Origin of the sequence: Mangrovibacter phragmitis, from assembly GCF_040429585.1 — a bacterium.
GTDB lineage: Bacteria > Pseudomonadota > Gammaproteobacteria > Enterobacterales > Enterobacteriaceae > Mangrovibacter > Mangrovibacter phragmitis.
The window spans coordinates 4,628,014-4,650,995 of sequence record NZ_CP134782.1 but is presented as its reverse complement, the minus strand read 5'-3'; the positions used below and the strand labels follow the sequence as shown (position 1 = coordinate 4,650,995).

Here is a 22,982-nt window from a genome sequence, read left to right as displayed (position 1 = left end):
TTTAAATCATATGGTTATAGAAATGAAACATACTGTTGAAGTGATGATTCCGGCGGCGGAAATCAAGGCGCGAATTGAAGCGTTAGGGCGTCAGATCACTGAGCATTACCGTGGTCGGGGTAATGAAATGGTGCTGGTTGGGTTGTTGCGCGGGTCATTTATGTTTATGGCTGACCTGTGCCGTGAAGTTCATGTTCCGCATGAAGTCGACTTTATGACTGCCTCCAGTTACGGCAGCGGCATGTCCAGTACGCGTGATGTCAAAATTCTCAAAGACCTGGATGAAGATATCCGCGGTAAAGATATTTTGATTGTGGAAGACATTATCGACTCGGGTAATACCCTCAGTAAAGTACGTGAAATATTGAGCCTGCGTGAGCCAAAATCGCTGGCTATTTGTACTTTGCTGGACAAACCATCACGCCGCGAAGTGAACGTGAATGTGGAGTATGTCGGTTTTTCTATTCCGGATGAGTTCGTGGTGGGCTACGGCATTGACTACGCGCAAAATTACCGCCACTTGCCATATATTGGTAAAGTCACTTTGCTGGATGAGTGATACTAACGGCGTTTACATAATTCAGGCTTAGCATCGCTGTGTTTAGCACAAATAGGAAAGGGGCGAATCACGCCCCTTTTGCTATTATTTGTGGCTGTGGTGTGTGAGCTTAAGGTTGGAAATACCATTACGGTATTGTTGTTCAAGGCCAGAGCGGCTGGTGGCGGAGACATCCAGGTCGCGTAGTAAACCGTCATGGATCCCGTAAACCCAGCCATGAAGGGCGACTTTTTGGCCGCGCTTCCAGGCGGATTGCATAATGGTTGAGTGGCCCAGGTTATAGACCTGCTCCATCACATTCAGCTCACACAAGGTGTCCATCCGGCGTTCTTGTGGAAGTTCTCCCAGTAGTGTGCTGTGTTTGAACCAGATATCTCGAATATGCAGTAACCAGTTATCTATTAACCCTAATTCCGGGTTTTCGACAGCGGCCTGTACACCACCACAGCCATAGTGGCCGCAAATAATAATGTGTTCGACTTCCAGCACATCGACTGCGTACTGGACAACAGAGAGACAGTTCAAATCAGTATGAATGACCAGATTTGCAACATTGCGATGCACAAATATTTCTCCGGGTTCCAACCCGGTCAGGCGTTCAGCAGGAACGCGGCTGTCGGAGCAACCTATCCATAGAAAGCGTGGTTTTTGAGACAGTGCCAGTTGTTCAAAAAATCCAGGTTCTTCTTCTTTTAATAACCTGGACCAGACACGGTTATTGCTGATGAGTGTTTCAATATCTTTCATGGAGGTTTCTGACCTGTCAACAGATAGACGCATTGGACTACAATAAGCAATTCGATTTTATGTTAAACCACACAGACAGTGTAATAATCAAGGTAATTGGTAACCTATGACGTATGCACTTGAGTTAGAAAAACTCAAAAAAATCTACCCGGGTGGTGTTCAGGCGCTGCGCGGCATTGATTTAACCGTTGAAGCCGGTGACTTTTATGCACTGCTCGGACCAAATGGCGCAGGTAAATCAACCACTATTGGCATTATCAGCTCTCTCGTAAATAAAACCTCAGGACTGGTACGAGTGTTTGGGTATGACCTTGACCGGGACGTTGTGAATGCCAAACGTCAATTGGGCCTGGTGCCGCAGGAATTTAACTTCAATCCCTTTGAAACCGTTCAGCAAATTGTGGTTCACCAGGCGGGATATTATGGGGTTGAACGCCACGAAGCCTTCCGACGCAGTGAAAAATATCTCACCCAACTGGATCTATGGGACAAACGCAACGAGCGCGCAAGAATGTTATCGGGCGGGATGAAACGACGCCTGATGATTGCCCGTGCGCTGATGCATGAGCCGCGCTTATTGATTCTCGATGAACCGACAGCGGGCGTTGATATTGAACTGCGCCGCTCAATGTGGGGGTTTCTGAAGGATCTGAACGATCAGGGGACGACAATTATCCTGACAACTCATTATCTGGAAGAAGCAGAAATGCTGTGCCGCAATATTGGGATTATTCAAAGTGGTGAGTTAGTTGAAAATACCTCAATGAAGGCGCTGCTTTCTAAACTGAAGTCTGAGACTTTCCTGTTGGATCTTGCACCGAAAAGCCCACTGCCTGTGCTGGATGGTTACAATTATCGTCTGGTTGATACCGCAACGCTTGAAGTAGAAATCTTGCGGGAACAAGGGATAAACAGTGTGTTCAGCCAGTTAAGCAAACAGGGTGTTCAGGTATTAAGTATGCGTAACAAGGCAAACCGCCTGGAAGAGCTGTTCGTTACGCTGGTGCATGAGAAAAAAGGAGGCCAGGAATGATGCAGCTGTATTGGGTTGCGTTAAAAAGTATCTGGACCAAAGAGATCCACCGCTTTATGCGTATTTGGGTTCAGACACTGGTGCCACCTGTTATCACCATGACGCTCTACTTCATTATCTTCGGTAACCTGATTGGTTCGCGTATTGGTGAAATGCATGGGTTTACTTATATGCAGTTTATCGTACCCGGGTTGATTATGATGTCGGTTATCACCAACTCTTATGCGAATGTGGCCTCATCATTCTTCAGTGCAAAATTTCAGCGTAATATTGAGGAATTGCTGGTTGCTCCGGTACCGACTCATGTTGTGATCGCCGGATTTATCGGCGGAGGAGTGGCGCGTGGCTTGTGTGTGGGGGTATTGGTAACGGCGGTTTCGTTATTCTTTGTCCCTTTTCAGGTGCATTCATGGTTATTTGTTGCCCTGACACTGTTACTGACCACTATCCTGTTTTCACTGGCTGGTTTGCTGAATGCTATTTTTGCCAAAACGTTTGATGATATCAGCCTGATTCCTACATTCGTGCTGACACCGTTAACGTATTTGGGCGGGGTATTTTATTCCCTGACTTTATTGCCGCCGTTCTGGCGCGGATTATCTCACCTGAACCCTATCGTTTACATGATAAGTGGTTTCCGCTTTGGTTTTCTGGGTATTGCTGATGTTTCGCTGAGCTTCACTGTAGCGGTATTAGTTGGCTTTATTGCATTATTTTATGCGTTATGCTGGTTTTTAATTCAGCGTGGGCGAGGTCTGCGCAGTTAGGTTAGTGCTTCCTTCTTCCCCGGTAATATTTTGCCGGGGAAACCGACCATTATTGATAAACGTCACAACATCATTATTCCCGTCTGGCACACTGGTATGGTACTTCAGGAGGATGGGTGATGCTGGGTTGGGTAATTACCTGCCATAACAATATGGCACTGGAAATTCGGGATGCGCTGGAAGCACAGGCAGGTGTGTTGCCACAATGCTGTACGGTGAATTTTTGGCCCGAAATGAGTAATAATATGCTCAGCCGTGCTATGTGTGATGCGTTGCATAATACCGACAGCGGCGATGGCGTGATTTTTTTAACCGACCTGCCATCTGCGCCACCTTATCGTGCAGCCGCATTGTTAAGCCATAAACACCCAGGATGCGAGGTTATTTGTGGTATTTCACTGGCGTTGTTACAGGCCATGTTGCCAGCCAGAGAAATTCTGACCAGTGAGCAATTTCGCCAGCAAATTGTGGCGGCAGGGGGTGGTAGCGTAACCAGCTTATGGCACCAACAGCAGAAAAACCCACCGTTTGTCCTTATTAAACCTGGTTCACATAGCTAGCGAAGCGGGCGCTTGTTCTATGAACCAGGGCTGGTTCAACCAACCCTGGAAACACTTAATCAGGCGACCTGTACCGGTACAGCTTTTGCCAGGCGTTTCATTTCGTTGTCACCATCGAAATAAGCCACTTTCGGGTGCCAGTCGCGGGCCTGCTCATCAGGCACATCCACATAGCTGGCGATAATCAGAATGTCGCCGACATCTGCACAGTGTGCTGCGGCACCGTTTACCGAAATGATTTTCGAACCGCGCTCGCCGGCAATGGCGTAGGTTGAAAAACGTTTCCCGTTGGTGACGTTATAGATATCAATGGCTTCGTACTCAAGGATCCCGGCCGCCTCAAGGAAATCTTTGTCGATGGCGCAGGACCCTTCATAATGTAAGTCTGCCAGCGTCACTTTGACACGATGGAGTTTGCCTTGCAGCATTTTGCGAATCATAGTTTAAACCTTTGTGGCATTGACTGACGGTGTGCCTCAACACACCGGAACCAGGGCAGTATTGCCCGTTTTATGTACACTGTCTAGCGTGTCAGTGTAACGACCATATTATCAATCAGGCGTGCCTGCCCGAGCCATGCCGCCATCAGAATCACAGCGGCTTTGCTTTGTTCACTCAGTGCTTCAAGTGAGTCCGCATCACGAATTTGCAGATCATCGCTACGCAGACCTTTTTCATTCAGTTCTGCGGCTGCCAGAGCCAGAATTTCATCCAGGCTCCGTTCTCCCTGACGCAGTTTTTCCGCAACAGTGTTCATCACCTGGTACAGCCCAGGCGCGAGTTTTCGCTGCTCACTGGTCAGGTAACCATTGCGTGAACTGAGTGCCAGGCCATCTTTCGCGCGTACAATAGGTACGCCAACAATCTCTGTGTCATAGCCCATATCCGCCACCATTTTGCGAATCAGAGCCAGTTGCTGGTAGTCTTTCTCACCAAAGCAGGCAACATCAGGCTGAACCAGGTTCAGTAACTTGCTGACAATGGTCGCAACACCGCGGAAATGACCGGGGCGGCTGGCACCTTCCAGCATGGTGGAGAGCCCGGGAACTTCTACATAGGTCTGGGTATCCATCCCCTGAGGGTAGATTTCGGATGGCGCGGGTGCAAAGACCAGATCCACGCGGCGGCGATTGAGCTTTTCACAATCTTCCTGCAGTGTGCGCGGGTAACGCGCCAGGTCATCCGCCCGGTCAAATTGCATTGGGTTCACAAAAACAGAAACAACAACAATATCGGCATGGCGACGGGCTTCATCAACCAGTGTCATATGGCCATCGTGCAGGTTGCCCATAGTGGGAACCAGCGCAATGCGCTTTCCTGCCTGCCGCCATTCACGAATGTGCTGGCGCAGGACGCTGAGTGATTCAACAATTAACACAACCTACTCCCGTTACTGAAAACTATGTTCTTCACCCGGATAAACACCCGTTTCGACTTCGTGAACGTAGGCCCGAACGGCTGCGCGTATATCACCCGTTTCACGAAGAAAATCTTTAGCAAATTTCGGGATATGCCCGCCGGTGATCCCGAATGCATCATGCATCACAAGAATCTGCCCGTCAGTGACATTACCTGCACCAATACCAATCACCGGAATGGATAACGCTTGGGTTACCCGTTCAGCTAAAGCTACCGGAACACACTCCAGCACCAGCATTTGTGCCCCTGCCGCTTCAAGTGCTTTGGCGTCATCAAACAGGGTTGCTGCGGCAGCAGTATCACGGCCCTGAACTTTATAACCACCGAAAATATTGACTGACTGTGGCGTCAGCCCCAGGTGGCCGCAAACCGGCACAGCACGCTCGGTAAGCATACGCACGGTATCTGCAAGCCAGCTTCCCCCTTCGAGTTTTACCATATTGGCTCCGGCACGCATCACGGTTGCCGCATTCTCAAAGGCTTGCTCCGGCGTGGCATACGCCATAAAAGGCAAATCAGCCAGTAACAGGCATTCCGGCGCGCCACGGCGTACTGCGGTTGTGTGATAGGCAATATCTGCAACTGTTACAGGCAAAGTGGAATCGTGCCCCTGAACGGTCATCCCCAGAGAATCGCCGACCAGCATTACCCGAATCCCTTCATCGAAAAAGAGTTTTGCAAAACTAAAATCGTAGGCGGTTATAGTCGCAAATTTCTTGTTCTGGTCTTTTAGCTGGCGCAGGTGAGTCATGGTGGTTGGTTTCATGGTTACCCCGTCGCATCATAGGAAAAATATAGGACAGGGCATTCTAGAAGAATGTGGGGGGAGGTGTTAGTTATTTTGCGCTGAATTCGGTTGACGGGTGAACAGAAAAACAGCACTCGACTGACTGAAATGATCCAGCTCGAAAAAACGACTACCAGCGTTCTGGCGGGGTATCTTTCAGGCAGGACAGGCAGTCACGCAAACTTTGCCCATCAGGGAAAAATAAATCTGGTGCCAGTTGGAACAAAGGCCAGAGCATGAACATACGATGCTTCATATCGTAATGCGGGATGGTCAGGCGTTCATTCTCAATGGTGTCATTGCCATACAGCATGATATCCAGATCCAGAGTTCGCGGCCCCCAGCGTTCTGCTTTACGTACCCGTCCTTGTTGGCGTTCAATTTCCTGCGTGTTATCCAGCAAAGCCAGAGGCGTGAGGGTTGTGTCCAGCGCAACGGCGGCATTCAGGTAATCAGGCTGATCCTGCGGCCCAAGGGGTGGGGTACGGAAAAAAGGCGAGACAGCAACCACCTGGCTATCAGGCAATTGTTTCAGTGCATCAATGGCAGCCTCTACCTGGTTTAGTGGAGACGCCAGGTTGCTGCCAATAGCGATATAAACCCGCGTCATGAATTGCCTTCACGTCTCGGGGTTCTCCGGCGGGGGCGATGGCGCTTACGGCGAGCGGGACTGTCATCACCTAGCTGGTTGAGCATTTCTTTTTGCACCGGCGGTGTTGCAGCCTGGAATTCACCCCACCATTGAGCAAGGCGCTGTAATTCCGGGTTACGTTCCGCTTCAGCCCGCATTTCCAGTAAATCGTATGCTGCACGGAATTTTGGATGTTCCATCAATTTCCATGCACGTTTACCCTGGCGGCGTGAGAGACGTAATTGTAATTGCCAGATATCACGGATAATGGTGGTAATGCGTTTCGGGATAGCCAGTGAGCGGCACGCTTCGTCCAGCAAGTCATTCATGGCCAGCGAAAAAGCGTCAAACCAGGTCAAACCACCTTCATGAGCAATTTTTTGCGCCATTTCCTGTTGGGGATACCAGTAAATCGCCGCAAACAAAAACGCCGGGTTCACGCGCAAATCATTCTGCAAACGCGAGTCGGTGTTCTTGAGTACCCGGGTGATAATACGCTCCATCGGGCTGTCACCATGCTCGGTGAAATAGCGCGCAATACCCGGAAACAGGGGTTGAAAAAGTTGGTACTGGCACAGTAGCTGATAAGTCCGGTAACCATAACCCGCCTGCAGCATTTTAAGCGATTCTTCAAACAGGCGGGCAGGGGGAACATCATTTAGCAGAGAAGCAAGGCGTGGAATCGGCTCGGCTGTTTCCGGGCTGATTGTCATATTCAATTTGGCGGCAAAACGAACGGCACGCAGCATACGTACCGGGTCTTCCCGGTAACGTGTTTCCGGGTCGCCAATCAGGCGAATAATGCCTTCCTGCAAGTCTTGCAGACCACCGACATAATCACGAATCGTAAAGTCAGCGACATTGTAATAAAGGCTGTTAATTGTAAAGTCACGCCGTTGGGCGTCTTCTTCAATCGACCCGAAGATGTTATCGCGCAGCAACATGCCATTCTGGCCGAGCTGAGATGTGGTTCTGTCACTGTCATGTAATTCGTGATGACCACGGAAGGTGGCAACTTCGATAATTTCCGGGCCGAACATAACATGAGCCAGACGAAACCGGCGCCCGACCAGGCGACAATTACGGAACAGTTTGCGCACTTGCTCCGGTGTGGCACTTGTGGTGACATCAAAATCTTTTGGGCGAGCGCCGAGGAGTAAATCCCGGACACCACCACCTACCAGCAGCGCGTCATAGCCTGCTTTATTTAGCCGGTAAAGTACCTTGAGGGCATTTTCACTGATATCTTTGCGGGAGATCGTATGCTGTTCTCGCGGGATAACGGTCATCTTCGGTTGCATAAGCACCTCAGGAGTTTCAGACTCCTCGCGGTTTAGCACCTTACGGCAAAAATTAGCGACTCGGGTAAAAATGTTGCACCTCTGTGTATCGTGGTCGGGATAAAACAGCGGCTAATCATAGCTCAGTGTTCACCATTTGAGAATGCCGGATTCGCGCTGACCGTAGCCGGAACATGACTTAATTGCCAGTTTTTTACTGCAAAAGCCAGCAACTCACCAGTATTCAGGTCTTGCCAGCCGGGTGGAACGGGTTGGTTAAGAAATGCTAACGCCTGGACAAGAACGGGCCTTGGGTCGCCTTGTGGCAGCGCTGGTGCGTGGTTTTGCTTGGATAATTTATCGCCATGCGCGTTACAGGCAAGGGGTAAATGAATATAGCCAGGTTCAGCCCAGCCAAAATACCGGTATAACGCTATTTGGCGCACTGTCGGTTCAATCAGGTCGGCGCCACGCACGATTTCTGTTACCCCCTGGAAATGGTCATCAACCACAACAGCCAGGTTGTAGGCGAACAGCCCGTCACGCCGATGAATGATAAAATCTTCCCTGGCCATTGCATCGCTGGCGTATATCTCGCCACGCAGTTTATCGTGAAAATGGGTAACTGGATGGGTTTGTCGTAGCCGAATCGCAGCGTGCCCGGCGCTATGGTGTTTATCCCGGCACCAGCCTGGGTAAAAACCCCCACTGGCCTGAATCTGAGCCCGGGTACAGGTACAAAAATAGCTCATGTTCTGGCTTGCCAGCCAGTGCAGAGCATCCCGGTATGCCTGGTGACGGTGCGATTGCCACAATACCTCGCCATCCCAGTGCAACCCATAATGTTCAAGCTGGCGCAAAATCGTGGTGGCAGCCCCCGGCACTTCGCGAGGCGGGTCGATATCTTCGATACGCACCAGCCAGACGCCCAGACAGGAACGAGCCTGGAGATAACTGCCTAATGCGGCAATCAGGGAACCGAAATGTAACTCGCCAGAAGGTGAGGGAGCGAAACGCCCAATATAACTGTTTGCAGACATGATTCAGCGCGGGAGGTTGCTTCGGCGGGAAAGCCCGCCGAAGAAAGGGAGATTTACCGCGGGTGGATTAACCAGCCATTTGTTTTTCGCGGATTTCTGCCAGTGTTTTGCAGTCAATGCATAAGTCAGCGGTAGGACGGGCTTCCAGACGACGAATGCCAATTTCAACACCACAGGATTCGCAGTAGCCGAAATCTTCGTCTTCCACTTTCTTAAGCGTTTTTTCGATTTTTTTGATCAGCTTACGTTCACGGTCACGGTTACGCAGTTCAAGGCTGAACTCTTCTTCCTGGGCTGCCCGGTCAACCGGATCCGGGAAGTTTGCTGCCTCATCCTGCATGTGTGTTACGGTACGGTCTACTTCATCCCTGAGCTGATTACGCCATGCTTCAAGAATGCGCCTGAAGTGCGCTAATTGGGCGTCGTTCATATACTCTTCGCCCGGTTTTTCTTGATATGGTTCCACCCCAGCGATGGCGAGAATACTCAGGGACGATGTTTTACGGTTTTGCCCTTCTTGCATGTTGCTTCTCCTTAACACGCACTATCGATCCCCTGTCGGGGGAAAATCAGGTCGCTATAAATAACAGAAGCTTTTCCGGATAGCAATTATATAAACACACCTCTTGACAACCCTGTGAGGAAAAGCGTATTCACGCGCGCAGCATTTATCCAACAACATACTGACACGAAACAATCTGTTAGACCACAACATTGAGCGGGCGGTTCAGTACCATTTTTTCAGGGCTGATTGAGGCGCCCCAGGCATAAACCTCTACGCCGCTGTGCAGTGCCTGTTTCAGCAACTGCGCATAGGCCGCATCAATGTGGCTGGCGGGCGAGACACAGGTAATGGCGGTGTGTAACGCCGCAAACAGTAATACCGCGCGTTCCCCCTGTTCCGCAATTGCTATCAGTTCACGCAAATGCTTTTGACCACGGGTCGTCACTGCATCAGGAAAATAGCCCTGACCCTCGTCCGAGAGCGTGACAGACTTAACTTCAATATAGCAGTTAACCTGTTTACATGCCTGTAACATAAAATCGCACCGGCTGTTTTCGTGCCCGTATTTTACCTCACGCTTAATATTTTCATAGCCAGCTAAAGCTGGAATACATTCATCCCGCAAGGTTTCTTCTGTGAGTTGATTGGCACGCTGTGTGTTAACACAAATAACATCACCACTGTGAGTTTCTGTCAGTTCCCAGGTGCAGGCATACTTTCTTTTCGGGTTACCCGAGATGGAATACCAGACTTTGTCGCCCGGGCTGCCACACCCGGTCATCGCTCCCGTATTAGGGCAATGTAGTGTCAGGGCTTCGCCCTGTTCAGTAATAACATCAGCCAGAAAACGTTTATAGCGGCGTACCAATGTGGCAGGGCGCAGTGCAGGGGAAAAATCCATTAATTCTCCGGGTGCTCAAGGGGAAATTCAGCCAGCGGAGTATAGCGTGTACGGCCCCGGATAAATTGTGATTCATAAAGAACAAAATTATTGACGGTGAAAGACCAGCTAAAACCGGGGGCAGGGAGCCTGGCATCGCTCGCTGAGTTGCGCCACAGTGTGATATGGGGATGGAATGGCTGCGGGCTTTGGTAGCAGCCATTGCGCGCCGCTTGCGCACGCAGCATATCAGCCAGCGACAGTAATCCCCGCGCCGGGCTGCGGGTTCCCAGCCAAATCACCTGTGAACGCATCCATAACCCGGCGTCATCCAGTGTCAGAGAAAAACTACGCTGGTGAATTCTGCGGGCCAGTTGCATCAATACTTGTTGTTTCTCAGCGGTAACATCACCTAAAAAGGCCAGGGTCAGATGAAGGTTTGCCGCTGCAACTGGTCGCCCGGTGGTTTCAGGGAAGTGTGTTGCGCGCCAGTCGATAATTTCCTGCTGCAGAGGCGTTGGCAGGGCAATGGCAAAAAAGAGCCGTTTGGTTTCAGGCATAGTCGTCTGCTGGTGTGGTAAAAGTTACGGGCCGTGCATAATCACAGCGTACAGCCTACAATGCTGCTCTTTTTATGTTAACCCCCAGGAGTGCTCTGTGTCGTTATTACCTGTTGCAGAAGTTGTGGATGAGCTGGTTTGTGCGCTGAACACGGCACCGCAGGTTTTGCTGAATGCGCCTACCGGTGCAGGTAAATCGACATGGCTGCCACTGCAATTATTGGCGCATTTTCGCGCTAAAGGGCGGATTATCTTGCTTGAGCCCCGCAGGCTGGCCGCGCGCAACGTCGCGCAGCGTCTTGCCGAATTGTTGGGTGAAGAACCGGGGGAGACTGTTGGTTACCGCATGCGGGCGCAAACCTGCGTTGGCCCGCGTACTGTGCTGGAAGTCGTCACCGAAGGGATTCTCACGCGCATGATTCAGCAGGATCCTGAGCTTAGCGGTGTGGCGCTGGTCATACTGGATGAATTTCACGAGCGTAGTCTTCAGGCTGATATGGCTCTGGCGTTATTGCTGGATGTTCAAACGGGGTTGCGTGACGACCTGCGGGTACTGATTATGTCGGCAACCCTGGATGATGAACGTCTGAGCACTTGTTTACCTGATGCGCCAGTGGTGGTTTCGCAGGGGCGTGCTTTTCCCGTCGAGCGCCGTTACCAGGCTCTGGCCAGCCATATCCCTTTTGATGTGGCTGTTGCCCGTGCAGTGAGCCAGTTATTACGGGAAGAAGCGGGCTCTTTGTTGTTGTTTTTGCCCGGTGTTGGTGAAATTCAGCGTGTGCAGGAGGCCTTGTCATCTCTTATTAGTGATGATGTGGTGTTGTGTCCTTTGTATGGCGCATTACCGCTGTCAGAACAACGCAAAGCGATTCTTCCTGCCGGAGAAGGTTTAAGAAAGGTGGTGCTGGCAACCAATATTGCTGAAACCAGTCTGACGATTGAAGGCATACGGCTGGTGGTGGACAGCGCTCAGGAGCGTGCAGCCCGGTTTGATATCCGTACCGGATTAACGCGTCTGGAAACGCTGCGTATTAGTCAGGCTTCTATGACTCAACGCGCTGGTCGTGCCGGGCGGCTTGAGCCGGGTATTTGTGTCCATTTGACCAGCAAAGAGCAGGCAGAACGGGCACCACTACAAAGCGAACCTGATATTCTGCACAGCGATATGAGTGGGCTGTTGCTGGAGCTTGCACAATGGGGCTGCCATGATGTTACAGCGTTGACCTGGCTGGATGCGCCCCCACATGCTGCGGTAACAGCTGCGCAAACCTTACTACAACTGTTAGGTGTTATGGATGCGCAATGGCGGCTCACTGAACTGGGGCGCCAGGTTGCTGCCTGTGGTGTTGAGCCGCGCGCCGGTGTGATGCTGGCTAATGCGCGAGATGCAGATGAGCGTGCGACAGCGGCAAAATTAGTGGCAATTATAGAAGAACCACCCAGAGGCGCTGATGGTGATTTGAATATTTTACTGTACCGCAATACGCCTCAGTGGAACCAACGCGCCCGGCAATTGTTACAGCGTGTCCACAGGAAAGAACCCGTAGGTGAAGTGAATAGCCAGTGTGCAACCCGGTTGTTGGCTTTGGCTTATGCTGACCGTATCGCCAGGCGGCGGGGACAGAGTGGGCGCTATCAACTGGCGAATGGTATGGGGGCAATGCTGGACCAGGATAATGCACTGCACCGCTATGACTGGCTGGTCGCTGTGAGTCTGTTACAGGGCAACCAGTCACCCGATGCCCGGATCCTGCTTGCGCTGCCGCTGGATATTGACGCTGTACAGGCAGAAATGGGGCACCTGGTTGCAGTGCGCGACAGTGTGGAATGGCATGAAGAGCAGGGAACATTGCGCGCTATTCGCCGTTGGCAAATTGGTGAGTTGGTGGTGAAGAGCCAGCCACTTGCCAGGCCTTCTCAGGCGGATATGACTCAGGCGATTTTGAATGGCATACGTGATAAAGGTTTGTCCGCCCTGAACTGGACTGAAGCGTCACAACAAATGCGGGTGCGAATTGCCTGTGCGGCGAACTGGTTGCCCGAGTACAACTGGCCGTGTGTGGATGATGACGCATTATTGGCAAATATTGACACCTGGCTGGCACCGGAAATTCAACAGATTAGTTCTCGACAGGCTTTGCTGAATGTGGATTTAGTTAAAGCTCTTTGCAATTTACTGGACTGGTCATTACGTCAACGTCTGGATAGTGAGCTACCAACTCATTACACTGTGCCCACCGGGAGTCGGGTTGCCATTCGTTATTTTAGTGATAAACCCCCAATACTCTCGGTAAGAATGCAGGAAATGTATGGCGAAGCTGTGACCCCATGTATTGCACAGAATCGTGTTCCGCTAACACTGGAACTGCTTTCACCGGCAATGCGCCCGCTGCAGGTAACCAGTGATTTGAGCGGGTTCTGGCAAGGGGCGTATCGGGAGGTCCAAAAAGAGATGAAAGGGCGTTATCCCAAGCATCTCTGGCCGGACTCACCCGCGACAACTGCGCCGACCCGCAGGACGAAAAAGTACCAACCGCCAGTCTGAATCAGGCGGTTATCTGTTTTTTGAGAGATTTCTTGTTTCAGAATTGGCGCAAGCAATGAGAATCAAACGCCTGCGCCTGGCGTTTTTTTGGAGAAAAAGCATGGCGGGGAATGACCGCGAACCAATCGGACGTAAACCCAAATCTGGCCGTCCTTCAAAACCGAAAGCAAGCCGTCGCGGGCATCGGGATGATGATTACGATGACGAATACGACGATTACGACGATGAGTATGAGGACGAAGACGAGGAGCCCATGCCGAGTAAACGGAAAGGTAAGAAAAAGAGCCCTCCGGGCAAAAAGCGCTGGTTGCTGTGGTTACTGGTAAAACTGTTCATTGTTTTTGCAGTGATTGTCGCTGCATATGGGGTTTACCTCGACCAGAAAATCCGCAGCCGTATTGACGGGCAGGTTTGGCAATTACCGGCAGCCGTTTATGGCCGCATGGTAAACCTGGAACCCGATATGCCCACCAGCAAAAAAGAGATGATCAATTTGCTGGAAGCAACGCAATACCGTCAGGTGACGCGGATGACGCGCCCTGGTGAGTTTACTGTCCAGGCGAACAGTATTGAGATGATCCGCCGTCCATTTGATTTCCCTGATGGCAAGGAAGGTCAGGTACGGGCACGTCTGGTGTTTAATGGTGATCACCTGGATTCCATCCAGAACATGGACAATGGCCGCAGTTTTGGTCTGTTGCGTCTCGACCCGCGTCTGATAACCATGCTGTCTTCGCCCAATGGTGAAGAACGCTTGTTTGTGAAACGCTCAGGCTTCCCTGACCTGCTGGTGGACACGCTGATTGCCACAGAAGATCGGCATTTCTATGAACATGACGGGATAAGCCTGTACTCCATTGGCCGTGCGTTTATCGCGAATATTACTGCCGGGCGTGCTGTTCAGGGGGGGAGTACTCTGACGCAGCAGTTGGTCAAAAACCTGTTTTTGACCAATGAGCGTTCTTTGTGGCGTAAGGCCAATGAAGCCTATATGGCGCTGATTATGGACGCCCGCTACAGCAAAGACCGTATTCTGGAACTCTACCTGAATGAAGTCTATCTGGGGCAGAGTGGCAATAATGAGATTCGCGGTTTCCCGCTTGCCAGCCTGTATTACTTTGGCCGACCGGTAGAAGAGCTGAGCCTGGATCAACAGGCGTTGCTGGTTGGTATGGTGAAAGGGGCGTCATTGTATAATCCGTGGAGCCGGCCAAAACTGGCACTGGAGCGGCGTAATATCGTATTGCGCTTGTTGCAGGAGCAGAAAGTTATTGACCAGGATCTCTATAACACGCTAAGTGCGCGCCCGTTAGGTGTGCAGCCGCGTGGTGGTGTGATTTCACCACAGCCTGCGTTTATGCAACTGGTTAAACAGGAGTTACAGCAGAAACTGGGCGACAAGGTCAAAGATCTCTCCGGGGTGAAAATTTTCACGACATTTGATCAGGTTTCCCAGGATGCCGCAGAAAAAGCAGTGACCGAAGGGATCCCACAATTACGTAAACAACGTAAATTGAGCGATCTGGAAACGGCGATGGTTGTTGTCGACCGCTTCACAGGGGAAGTTCGGGCGATTGTTGGTGGAGCGAATCCTCAGTTTGCCGGGTATAACCGCGCGCTTCAGGCACGTCGCTCTATTGGTTCTTTGGCAAAACCGGCTACATACCTGACGGCACTGAGTCAGCCTAATCAGTATCGCCTGAATACCTGGATTGCTGATGCGCCTATCACTTTGCGTTTATCCAATGGCCAAACCTGGTCGCCGCAAAACGATGATAAGCGCTTCAGCGGGCAGGTGATGTTGGTGGATGCGCTCACGCGTTCAATGAACGTGCCGACGGTTAACCTGGGGATGACGCTGGGCCTGTCTTCTATTGTTGATACCTGGCAAAAACTGGGGGTGTCCAAAGACCAACTGACACCGGTACCAGCGATGTTGCTGGGTGCATTGAACCTTACCCCGATTGAGGTGGCACAGGCATTCCAGACCATTGCCAGCGGTGGAAACCGGGCGACATTATCCGTATTACGTTCTGTAATTGGTGAAGATGGTACTGTGCTGTATCAGAGCTTCCCGCAGGCGGAACGGGCTGTACCGGCTCAGGCTGCCTATCTGACGCTCTATACCATGCAACAGGTGGTTAGCCGTGGTACCGGCCATGCACTGAGTTTGAAGTTCCCGAAACTGCATTTGGCCGGTAAAACCGGGACGACGAACAATCTGGTGGATAGCTGGTTTGCGGGGATTGATGGCCGTGAGGTCGTGATTACCTGGCTTGGCCGTGATAATAACCAGCCAACACGTTTTTATGGTTCAAGTGGGGCAATGACGCTGTATCAGCGCTATCTCAGTAATGAGTCGCCAATGCCGCTGGATTTGGTGCCACCTGAGGACATTGTCGACATGAGCGTGGACGATATGGGGCAGTTCCAGTGCAACGGTGGTGGTGTACGTACATTACCGGTCTGGACCACCGACCCGTCAGTGCTGTGCCAGCAGTCTCAGCCAATGTCTCAGCAACCACCTGCGGCTGATGGGCAGCAAGGGCAACCGTCCCAGCAACCGCAACAACCGCAACAGCAACAGCCTCAACAACAGAAGAGTGATGGTGTGGCTGGCTGGATAAAAGAAATGTTCGGCAGTAATTAACCATACAGCCCCTGTACAATGGCATACTGTTTTCCCATTTTAGTTATGGGGAAGCAGTCGACATACAGGGGCTTTCTCTTACTAATACTGTAAAACGTAATACAGTCAGTGGTCAGAAGGGAAAATCTGGCTATATGTAAACCCGCCATTCAGGCTTGCTTCAGGCTGCCCAGTTCGCATATTATTCATCGATTATAATAATAATTCTCGTTTGCGTTCCTGTTTTCACTTGCCGGGGGCGTGATACTCACCGGGAATTCATTATATTACCGGGTGTTGCTGCACCGTTTTTTAATTCATACACCGTCAGGGCGACGTTGGCACCATGCAGGATACACAGAACACAACAACTCCTATCACTTTCAGCCTTGATAATGTTACGTTTCGGGTGCCCGGGCGTACATTACTTCACCCGCTGAGTCTGGCTTTTCCGGAAGGTAAAGTTACTGGTCTGATAGGCCACAATGGCTCAGGAAAATCAACATTGTTGAAAATGTTAGGGCGCCACCAAACACCGAGTGAAGGGCAGATAACACTGGGTAATGCGCCACTGGAAACATGGAACAGTAAGGCATGTGCGCGGCGTGTTGCATATTTGCCACAACAGTTACCAGCAGCTGAAGGGATGACCGTTCGGGAACTGGTTGCGATAGGGCGTTATCCCTGGCATGGCGCGTTAGGGCGGTTTAGTGCCGAAGACCGGCAACATGTCGAAGACGCAATCGCCCTGGTTGGCTTGAAACCCTTTGCCCAACGCCTGGTAGATAGCTTGTCTGGTGGTGAACGCCAGCGGGCATGGATAGCGATGATGGTGGCGCAAAACAGCCAGTGTTTGTTGCTTGATGAACCCACCTCTGCGCTGGATATTGCTCATCAGGTTGAAGTGCTGGCACTGATTCACCGGCTCAGTGAACAACGTGGTTTAACTGTGATTGCGGTGCTGCATGATATCAATATGGCGGCCAGGTATTGCGACTATTTAGTCGCACTGCGCGGTGGGCAGATGATTGCTCAGGGAGAACCTGAACACATCATGCAACCTGAAACGCTGTCCATGATTTACGGTATTCCCATGGGAACCTTGCCTCACCCGGCGGGTGGTGCGCCAGTGAGTTTTGTTTGCTGATGAAATCGTTATTCTCTTCTTTATCCCGCCGTCAGTTACTCACGCTGATGGCCTCCTCACCGTTATGGCTGAAATCACAGAATGCGCTGGCGGCACGAATAAATCCCCACCGTGTTGCCGCACTGGAATGGTTACCGGTTGAGTTATTGGTTGCACTGGGTGTTACCCCATATGGTGTGGCAGATATTCCCAATTATCGCCGCTGGGTTAGTGAACCAGCCCTGCCAGACTCGGTTATCGACTTAGGTTTGCGTACTGAACCTAATCTGGAGTTGCTGGCCAGCATGAAGCCCTCGTTGATTGTCTGGTCTGCGGGATATGGCCCGGCTGCAACGAAATTGTCCCGTATCGCCCCCGGGCAGGGGTTTACTTTTACTGATGGTAAACACCCGCTGGATGTAGCACGGCGATCTTTAGTCCAGATGGCAGAGTTGCTTGATATGCAGCAGGCTGCGCAAACCCACCTCGGGCAATACGATCAGTTTATTGATGGCCTGAGAACGACATTTGCGCACCGGGGGAAACGCCCGGTATTGCTGATGAGCTTACTTGAATCTCACCATGCTTTAGTGCTTGGTAATAACAGCTTATTCCAGCAAGTGCTGGATCCGCTGGGTATTGAGAATGCCTGGCAGGGGGAGGTGACTTTTTGGGGCAGTGCGATTGTTGGTGTTGAACGCCTGGCGGATATCCGCGATGCAGACGTATTGTGTTTCGGGCATGGCGACAACGCAACTGAACGGGCCATTACCCACACACCTTTATGGCAGTCAATGCCTTTTGTGCGCCAGAACCGCTTTCATCGGGTTCCTGCGGTCTGGTTTTATGGTGCCACACTCTCAGCCATGCATTTTGGCCGTGTTCTGAGCCAAACGCTGGGGGAGAAAAAGTGACGCGTACTGTGCATATTTCACCTGGCGTGTTTGCTGCCATTCTGTTGTGTGGTACTGGGCTGACTCTGTTTAATTTACAGGCTTTATTGCCTTTGACGGACTGGCCTGCCGCATTCTGGTCGCCCTCACCTGATGCAGTCAACCAGATGTTATTCCACTACAGTGCATTACCTCGCCTGGTGATGTCGCTAATGGTCGGGGCAGGGCTGGGGCTGGTCGGGGTGTTATTCCAGCAGGTGTTACGCAACCCTCTGGCCGAACCTACCACATTAGGTGTGGCGACCGGGGCACAACTGGGCATTACTGTGTCTACCTTGTGGGTTTTGCCTGGTGGTGCGCTGGCTCAGCAATTTTCCGCACTGTTTGGTGCCTGCATAGTCGGAGCACTGGTCTTTGGTGTTGCCTGGGGCAAACGCCTGTCACCGGTTACGCTCATTCTTGCCGGGCTGGTGGTCAGCCTGTATTGCGGTGCGGTGAACCAGCTGTTGGTGATTTTTCACCATGACCAGTTACAGAGCATGTTTTTGTGGAGCACTGGCGCACTGAATCAGACGGACTGGCTGGGGGTTACCCGGTTATGGCCGGTGCTGGTTGTCGGTGTACTGATGACCGTGCTATTACTACGCCCATTAACGTTGTTGGGGCTGGATGATGGCGTTGCCCGTAATTTGGGGCTGATGTTGTCACTGGCACGTTTTGCCACACTTATCCTGGCAACAGGTATCAGTGCAATGCTGGTCAATGCCGTAGGGATTATTGGCTTTATTGGGCTGTTTGCACCTCTCCTGGCAAAGCTGTTGGGTGCCCGCAGGCTGACCAGCCGTTTGTTGCTGGCTCCCGTCATTGGCGCGTTGATTTTATGGCTATCAGACCAGGTGATTGTGTTATTGACCCGGGAGTGGCGGGAAATATCCACGGGTACTATGACATCGTTGGTTGGTACGCCATTGTTATTATGGTTGCTGCCGCGCCTGCGGTCACTGAACGCGCCGTCTTTGGCTCAGGGCGACAGTGTGACACCAGAGCGCCAACATGTGGCGTGGTTCGCTCTGGTTGGCGCAGGCATCTTGCTATTACTGACTGGAGTGGCGTTATCACTGGGGCGCGGCAGCCATGGCTGGTTTTTTGCCACAGGGCATGAACTGGACACACTGTTGTTCTGGCGTTGGCCGCGCGTATTATCTGCCCTGAGTGCCGGGTGTATGCTGGCTGCCGCCGGGTGTATTATTCAGCGCCTCACGGGTAATGGCATGGCAAGCCCGGAAGTCCTGGGTATCAGCTCCGGAGCCGCATTCGGCGTGGTGTTAATGCTGTTTTTTGTTCCTGGTGATGCGTTTGCCTGGTTGCTGCCTGCCGGGTGCCTGGGGGCTGCGGCTACATTAGTAGTGATTTTGTTAGTTGCCGGCAAAGGCGGATTTTCTCCGCAACGAATGTTGCTGGCTGGGATGGCGCTCAGTACCGCTTTTACGATGTTACTGATGATGCTTCAGGCCAGTGGTGATCCGCGTATGGCGCAAGTTCTGACCTGGCTTTCTGGTTCAACTTATAATGTTTCTGGGGAGCAGGCTGTCCGGGCAACGGTAATCATGGTTGTGCTTCTGGCCGTGACACCACTGTGCGGACGCTGGTTGACTGTACTCCCACTGGGAAGTGAAATGTCACGCTCGGTAGGACTGGCACTGACACCTGTGCGCATTGGCTTATTGCTGTTAGCTGCCGCGCTGACTGCAGCCGCAACGCTGACCATAGGGCCATTAAGTTTTGTCGGTTTGATGGCTCCACATATCACCCGCATGATGGGATTTCGCAGGACATTACCACAACTGGTCATTGCTGCGTTGTTAGGTGGGGTGTTGATGATGTCTGCCGACTGGCTGGGCCGCATGTTACTGTTTCCATACCAGGTACCTGCCGGGTTACTCGCCACTTTTATTGGCGCGCCCTATTTTGTTTACCTGTTGCGTAAGCAAACTCACTGACCTGTGAGGCAGCCCGGTCAGTAAACCAGGCTGCCTTAACACGCTTACTTTATTGTTTACCTGATTTTATTGTCAGGCGAGTTGCGCAAATACATTACGGGCAACATCAATAGTGGCGTTAATGTCTTCCGGCGTGTGCGCCACAGACATAAAACCGGCTTCAAACGCGGAAGGCGCCAGGTAAATCCCGCCTTCAAGCATCAGGTGGAAGAAGCGTTTAAACCGCTCAACATCACAGGCCATCACGTCCTGGTAGCAGGTGACAGCGGGCGCATCAGTGAAGAACAGGCCAAACATGCCTCCCACATGGTTTACCACGAAAGGAATACCGGCCTGGTCTGCGGCCTCTTTGAGGCCCTCAGCCAGTTGTGTGGTTAAGGTGTCCAGTGTTTCATGCACACCAGGTTGTGCTACCTCGGTCAGGCAGGCATAACCCGCAGCCATCGCAATCGGGTTACCGGAAAGGGTACCGGCCTGGTACACCGGGCCGGTTGGTGCCAGTGCATCCATGATTTCTCGCCGTCCGCCAAACGCACCTACCGGCATACCGCCACCAATGATTTTACCCAGGCAGGTTAAGTCTGGTTCAACATTGTAGTAAGACTGAGCGCCCGCCAGTGCGACACGGAAACCTGTCATCACCTCATCAATTATCAGCAATGCACCAAACTCATCGCACAGTGCACGCAGGCCAGGTAAAAATTCAGGCTGAGGGGGAACGCAGTTCATATTGCCAGCGACAGGCTCAACAATAATGCAGGCTATCTCTTGCGGGTATTGTTCAAAGGTCGCACGCACTGAATCCAGTGAGTTGTAAGTACAGGTCAGCGTATGGCGGGCAAAATCAGCTGGCACACCTGGGGAATTAGGCTGCCCAAGGGTAAGCGCGCCCGAACCGGCTTTCACCAGCAGGCAGTCTGCGTGCCCATGATAGCAACCTTCAAACTTGATTAGCTTGTCGCGTCCGGTGTACCCTCGGGCAAGGCGGATTGCACTCATTGTTGCTTCTGTTCCTGAGTTAACCATACGAACCATATCCATGGTTGGCACTAACTCAGTCACCAGTTGCGCCATCTTAACTTCCATTTCAGTTGGTGCACCAAAGCTCAATCCACGTTGAGCGGCTTCGATCACCGCATTACGGATAGCCGGGTGATTATGGCCAAGTACCATTGGCCCCCAGGAACCCACGTAGTCAATATAAGCTTTACCATCGGCGTCGTAGAGTCTGGCCCCGTCGGCACGTTCGATAAACAGCGGTACGCCGCCGACGCCTGTAAACGCGCGGACGGGGGAGTTGACGCCACCAGGGATTAATTCTCTGGCGGTGGCATACAAGTTTTCTGACTTACTCATCAATGGACTCCTGAGGGGTATATGTAAGCGTGCGGGTCATTCTAAGTGATTCGGTAAACGTTATGAAAGTTTTGCCCGATTGAAACAACACATTATGTATTGATTTGGGACAGGACTAACCCTGGCGGGGCAGGTAGAATGCTGCCTCATTTGTATTACTAATTGCACTGACAACTCATGAAACCTGAAACACCTTCTTTTGAAGCACAGCAGATTATTCGGTTACGGCGTGGCGACATGGTTCGCCGGCTGGTAAGGCGAGACAAAACGCCACTGGCAGTTCTTATTATGGCCGCTGTTGTAGGGACTCTGGCAGGTCTTGCCGGGGTTGGTTTTGAGAAAGCTGTTAATTGGGTATTACATTACCGAATGAGCATGCTACTCAACTTTGCTGATTCTCCTTTTCTGGTATGGCCGCTGGCATTTATAGCCTCTGCACTACTGGCAATGGTGGGGTATTGGCTGGTTCGCCGTTTTGCCCAGGAAGCGGGTGGTTCAGGCATTCCAGAAATAGAAGGTGCATTGGAGGAGTTACGCCCGGTTCGCTGGTGGCGAGTTATTCCAGTGAAGTTTTTTGGTGGGATGGGCACCCTTGGGGCTGGTATGGTGCTTGGGCGTGAAGGCCCAACCGTGCAACTGGGAGGAAATATCGGGCGTATGGTGCTCGATATATTTCGTATTCGTGGCGCTGAATCCCGCCATACATTGTTGGCGACAGGGGCTGCAGCCGGGTTAGCCGCGGCGTTTAATGCACCACTGGCAGGCATATTATTCATTATTGAAGAGATGCGCCCACAATTTCGCTACAGCCTGATTTCGATTAAGGCCGTGTTTATTGGTGTGATCATGTCCACGATTGTTTTCCGTTACTTCAATGGCGAAGTATCGGTGATAGAAGTGGGTAAACTCAGCGTGGCGCCGGTCAATACGTTATGGCTGTATCTGATCCTCGGGATGATTTTCGGGATTGTCGGTCCGATTTTTAATTCACTTATTTTTCGTACCCAGGATATGTTTCAACGTCTACACGGCGGTGAGATAACAAAATGGGTATTGATCGGCGGAGTCCTGGGTGGTGTGTGTGGGGTTTTGGGTTTTATTGAACCGGAAGCGGCTGGCGGTGGCTTTAATCTAATCCCTATTGCAGCAGCAGGGAACTATGCGGTAGGGACACTGCTGTTTATCTTTATTGCACGCATTATTACTACTTTGTTGTGTTTTAGTTCTGGTGCTCCGGGCGGGATTTTTGCACCAATGCTTGCGCTGGGGACACTTTTTGGCACCGCCTACGGTATGGCCTGTACCGCCTGGTTTCCCGGGTATCACCTGGAAGCGGGGACATTTGCTATTGCAGGAATGGGGGCGCTGTTTGCTGCATCAGTGCGTGCTCCACTGACCGGTATCGTGCTGGTACTGGAGATGACCGATAATTATCAGCTCATTTTGCCAATGATTATCACCTGTCTCGGCGCTACGCTGTTAGCACAATTCTTAGGCGGAAAACCGCTGTATTCTTCTATTCTGGCGCGCACATTGGCCAAACAGGATGCGCAGCAGAAAACCGCCCAACCCGAGGCGGCTTCACTGGAGAATACTTGAACGATTCACCAGGGTATTAGATAATCACCAATAAGTACTGGCGCAAGACAGGTGTATCCACCGGGT

The 22,982-nt window shown here is 51.6% G+C and carries 21 protein-coding genes; 10 read left to right on the top strand and 11 right to left on the bottom strand.

Features of this window, described 5'->3' with window-relative positions:
- The first annotated feature begins 22 nt into the window (after positions 1-22).
- Positions 23-559: a hypoxanthine phosphoribosyltransferase gene (gene hpt / locus MPHASIOC01_RS22490; protein ID WP_064598874.1), complete on the top strand. Its 537-nt coding sequence runs from the start codon at positions 23-25 to the stop codon at positions 557-559.
- A gap of 84 nt (positions 560-643) precedes the next feature.
- Here hpt and can read toward each other — a convergent pair whose 3' ends face one another.
- A complete protein-coding gene (gene can, locus MPHASIOC01_RS22485; RefSeq protein ID WP_064598876.1) occupies positions 644-1,306 on the bottom strand; it encodes a carbonate dehydratase in 663 nt (220 codons plus the stop codon).
- Positions 1,307-1,412: 106 nt separating this feature from the next.
- Between can and MPHASIOC01_RS22480 the strand changes: the two genes are divergently transcribed.
- From MPHASIOC01_RS22480 to MPHASIOC01_RS22470, 3 genes are all read left to right on the top strand, one after another.
- Positions 1,413-2,339: an ABC transporter ATP-binding protein gene (locus tag MPHASIOC01_RS22480; protein ID WP_064598878.1), complete on the top strand. Its 927-nt coding sequence runs from the start codon at positions 1,413-1,415 to the stop codon at positions 2,337-2,339.
- The gene (locus MPHASIOC01_RS22475) at positions 2,336-3,106 is read left to right on the top strand and encodes an ABC transporter permease (RefSeq protein ID WP_036106091.1); all 771 of its coding nucleotides are present in this window, start codon (positions 2,336-2,338) and stop codon (positions 3,104-3,106) included. The genes MPHASIOC01_RS22480 and MPHASIOC01_RS22475 overlap by 4 nt, the downstream gene beginning before the upstream one ends.
- A gap of 119 nt (positions 3,107-3,225) precedes the next feature.
- On the top strand, positions 3,226-3,666 hold the full coding sequence (locus tag MPHASIOC01_RS22470) for a PTS sugar transporter subunit IIA (RefSeq protein ID WP_064598880.1): 441 nt from the start codon (positions 3,226-3,228) through the stop codon (positions 3,664-3,666).
- A gap of 59 nt (positions 3,667-3,725) precedes the next feature.
- Here the strand turns inward: MPHASIOC01_RS22470 and panD are convergent, their stop codons facing one another.
- The 9 genes from panD to thpR all read right to left on the bottom strand — a co-directional run bounded on the left by panD (position 3,726) and on the right by thpR (position 10,768).
- On the bottom strand, positions 3,726-4,106 hold the full coding sequence (gene panD, locus MPHASIOC01_RS22465; RefSeq protein WP_064598882.1) for an aspartate 1-decarboxylase: 381 nt from the start codon (positions 4,104-4,106) through the stop codon (positions 3,726-3,728).
- A gap of 83 nt (positions 4,107-4,189) precedes the next feature.
- Complete coding sequence (gene panC, locus MPHASIOC01_RS22460; protein WP_353613321.1) at positions 4,190-5,044, bottom strand: pantoate--beta-alanine ligase; 855 nt, start codon at positions 5,042-5,044, stop codon at positions 4,190-4,192.
- Between the two features lie 12 nt (positions 5,045-5,056).
- Positions 5,057-5,851: a 3-methyl-2-oxobutanoate hydroxymethyltransferase gene (gene panB / locus MPHASIOC01_RS22455; RefSeq protein ID WP_064598886.1), complete on the bottom strand. Its 795-nt coding sequence runs from the start codon at positions 5,849-5,851 to the stop codon at positions 5,057-5,059.
- 151 nt (positions 5,852-6,002) lie between these two features.
- Positions 6,003-6,482, bottom strand: coding sequence for a 2-amino-4-hydroxy-6-hydroxymethyldihydropteridine diphosphokinase (folK, locus tag MPHASIOC01_RS22450; protein WP_064598887.1), 480 nt, complete (start codon positions 6,480-6,482; stop codon positions 6,003-6,005).
- Positions 6,479-7,876: a polynucleotide adenylyltransferase PcnB gene (pcnB, locus tag MPHASIOC01_RS22445; protein ID WP_074388817.1), complete on the bottom strand. Its 1,398-nt coding sequence runs from the start codon at positions 7,874-7,876 to the stop codon at positions 6,479-6,481. Before pcnB ends, folK begins: the two co-directional genes overlap by 4 nt.
- A gap of 50 nt (positions 7,877-7,926) precedes the next feature.
- On the bottom strand, positions 7,927-8,823 hold the full coding sequence (gene gluQRS, locus MPHASIOC01_RS22440; RefSeq protein ID WP_064598889.1) for a tRNA glutamyl-Q(34) synthetase GluQRS: 897 nt from the start codon (positions 8,821-8,823) through the stop codon (positions 7,927-7,929).
- A gap of 67 nt (positions 8,824-8,890) precedes the next feature.
- A complete protein-coding gene (gene dksA, locus MPHASIOC01_RS22435; RefSeq protein WP_036106071.1) occupies positions 8,891-9,346 on the bottom strand; it encodes an RNA polymerase-binding protein DksA in 456 nt (151 codons plus the stop codon).
- A gap of 178 nt (positions 9,347-9,524) precedes the next feature.
- Positions 9,525-10,229, bottom strand: a complete 705-nt coding sequence (gene sfsA / locus MPHASIOC01_RS22430) for a DNA/RNA nuclease SfsA (protein WP_064598891.1) — start codon at positions 10,227-10,229, stop codon at positions 9,525-9,527.
- On the bottom strand, positions 10,229-10,768 hold the full coding sequence (gene thpR, locus MPHASIOC01_RS22425; protein WP_064598893.1) for an RNA 2',3'-cyclic phosphodiesterase: 540 nt from the start codon (positions 10,766-10,768) through the stop codon (positions 10,229-10,231). The genes sfsA and thpR overlap by 1 nt, the downstream gene beginning before the upstream one ends.
- Positions 10,769-10,865: 97 nt before the next feature.
- Here thpR and hrpB point away from each other — a divergent pair, with 97 nt between their 5' ends.
- The 5 genes from hrpB to fhuB all read left to right on the top strand — a co-directional run bounded on the left by hrpB (position 10,866) and on the right by fhuB (position 19,961).
- On the top strand, positions 10,866-13,313 hold the full coding sequence (hrpB, locus tag MPHASIOC01_RS22420; protein WP_353613320.1) for an ATP-dependent helicase HrpB: 2,448 nt from the start codon (positions 10,866-10,868) through the stop codon (positions 13,311-13,313).
- 100 nt (positions 13,314-13,413) lie between these two features.
- A complete protein-coding gene (mrcB, locus tag MPHASIOC01_RS22415; RefSeq protein WP_353614971.1) occupies positions 13,414-15,963 on the top strand; it encodes a bifunctional glycosyl transferase/transpeptidase in 2,550 nt (849 codons plus the stop codon).
- A 325-nt stretch (positions 15,964-16,288) separates the two neighbouring features.
- Positions 16,289-17,089 carry a Fe3+-hydroxamate ABC transporter ATP-binding protein FhuC gene (gene fhuC / locus MPHASIOC01_RS22410; protein WP_353613319.1) on the top strand — a complete coding sequence of 267 codons (801 nt, stop codon included), beginning with the start codon at positions 16,289-16,291 and terminating at the stop codon, positions 17,087-17,089.
- Positions 17,089-17,982, top strand: coding sequence for a Fe(3+)-hydroxamate ABC transporter substrate-binding protein FhuD (gene fhuD / locus MPHASIOC01_RS22405; protein WP_353613318.1), 894 nt, complete (start codon positions 17,089-17,091; stop codon positions 17,980-17,982). The genes fhuC and fhuD overlap by 1 nt, the downstream gene beginning before the upstream one ends.
- Positions 17,979-19,961: a Fe(3+)-hydroxamate ABC transporter permease FhuB gene (gene fhuB / locus MPHASIOC01_RS22400; RefSeq protein ID WP_064598901.1), complete on the top strand. Its 1,983-nt coding sequence runs from the start codon at positions 17,979-17,981 to the stop codon at positions 19,959-19,961. Before fhuD ends, fhuB begins: the two co-directional genes overlap by 4 nt.
- A 72-nt stretch (positions 19,962-20,033) precedes the next feature.
- Here the strand turns inward: fhuB and hemL are convergent, their stop codons facing one another.
- Positions 20,034-21,317, bottom strand: a complete 1,284-nt coding sequence (gene hemL, locus MPHASIOC01_RS22395) for a glutamate-1-semialdehyde 2,1-aminomutase (RefSeq protein ID WP_064598902.1) — start codon at positions 21,315-21,317, stop codon at positions 20,034-20,036.
- A gap of 177 nt (positions 21,318-21,494) precedes the next feature.
- On the opposite strand from hemL, the gene clcA reads away from it, so the two are divergent.
- Complete coding sequence (gene clcA / locus MPHASIOC01_RS22390; protein WP_064598904.1) at positions 21,495-22,916, top strand: H(+)/Cl(-) exchange transporter ClcA; 1,422 nt, start codon at positions 21,495-21,497, stop codon at positions 22,914-22,916.
- Positions 22,917-22,982: the final 66 nt, after the last annotated feature.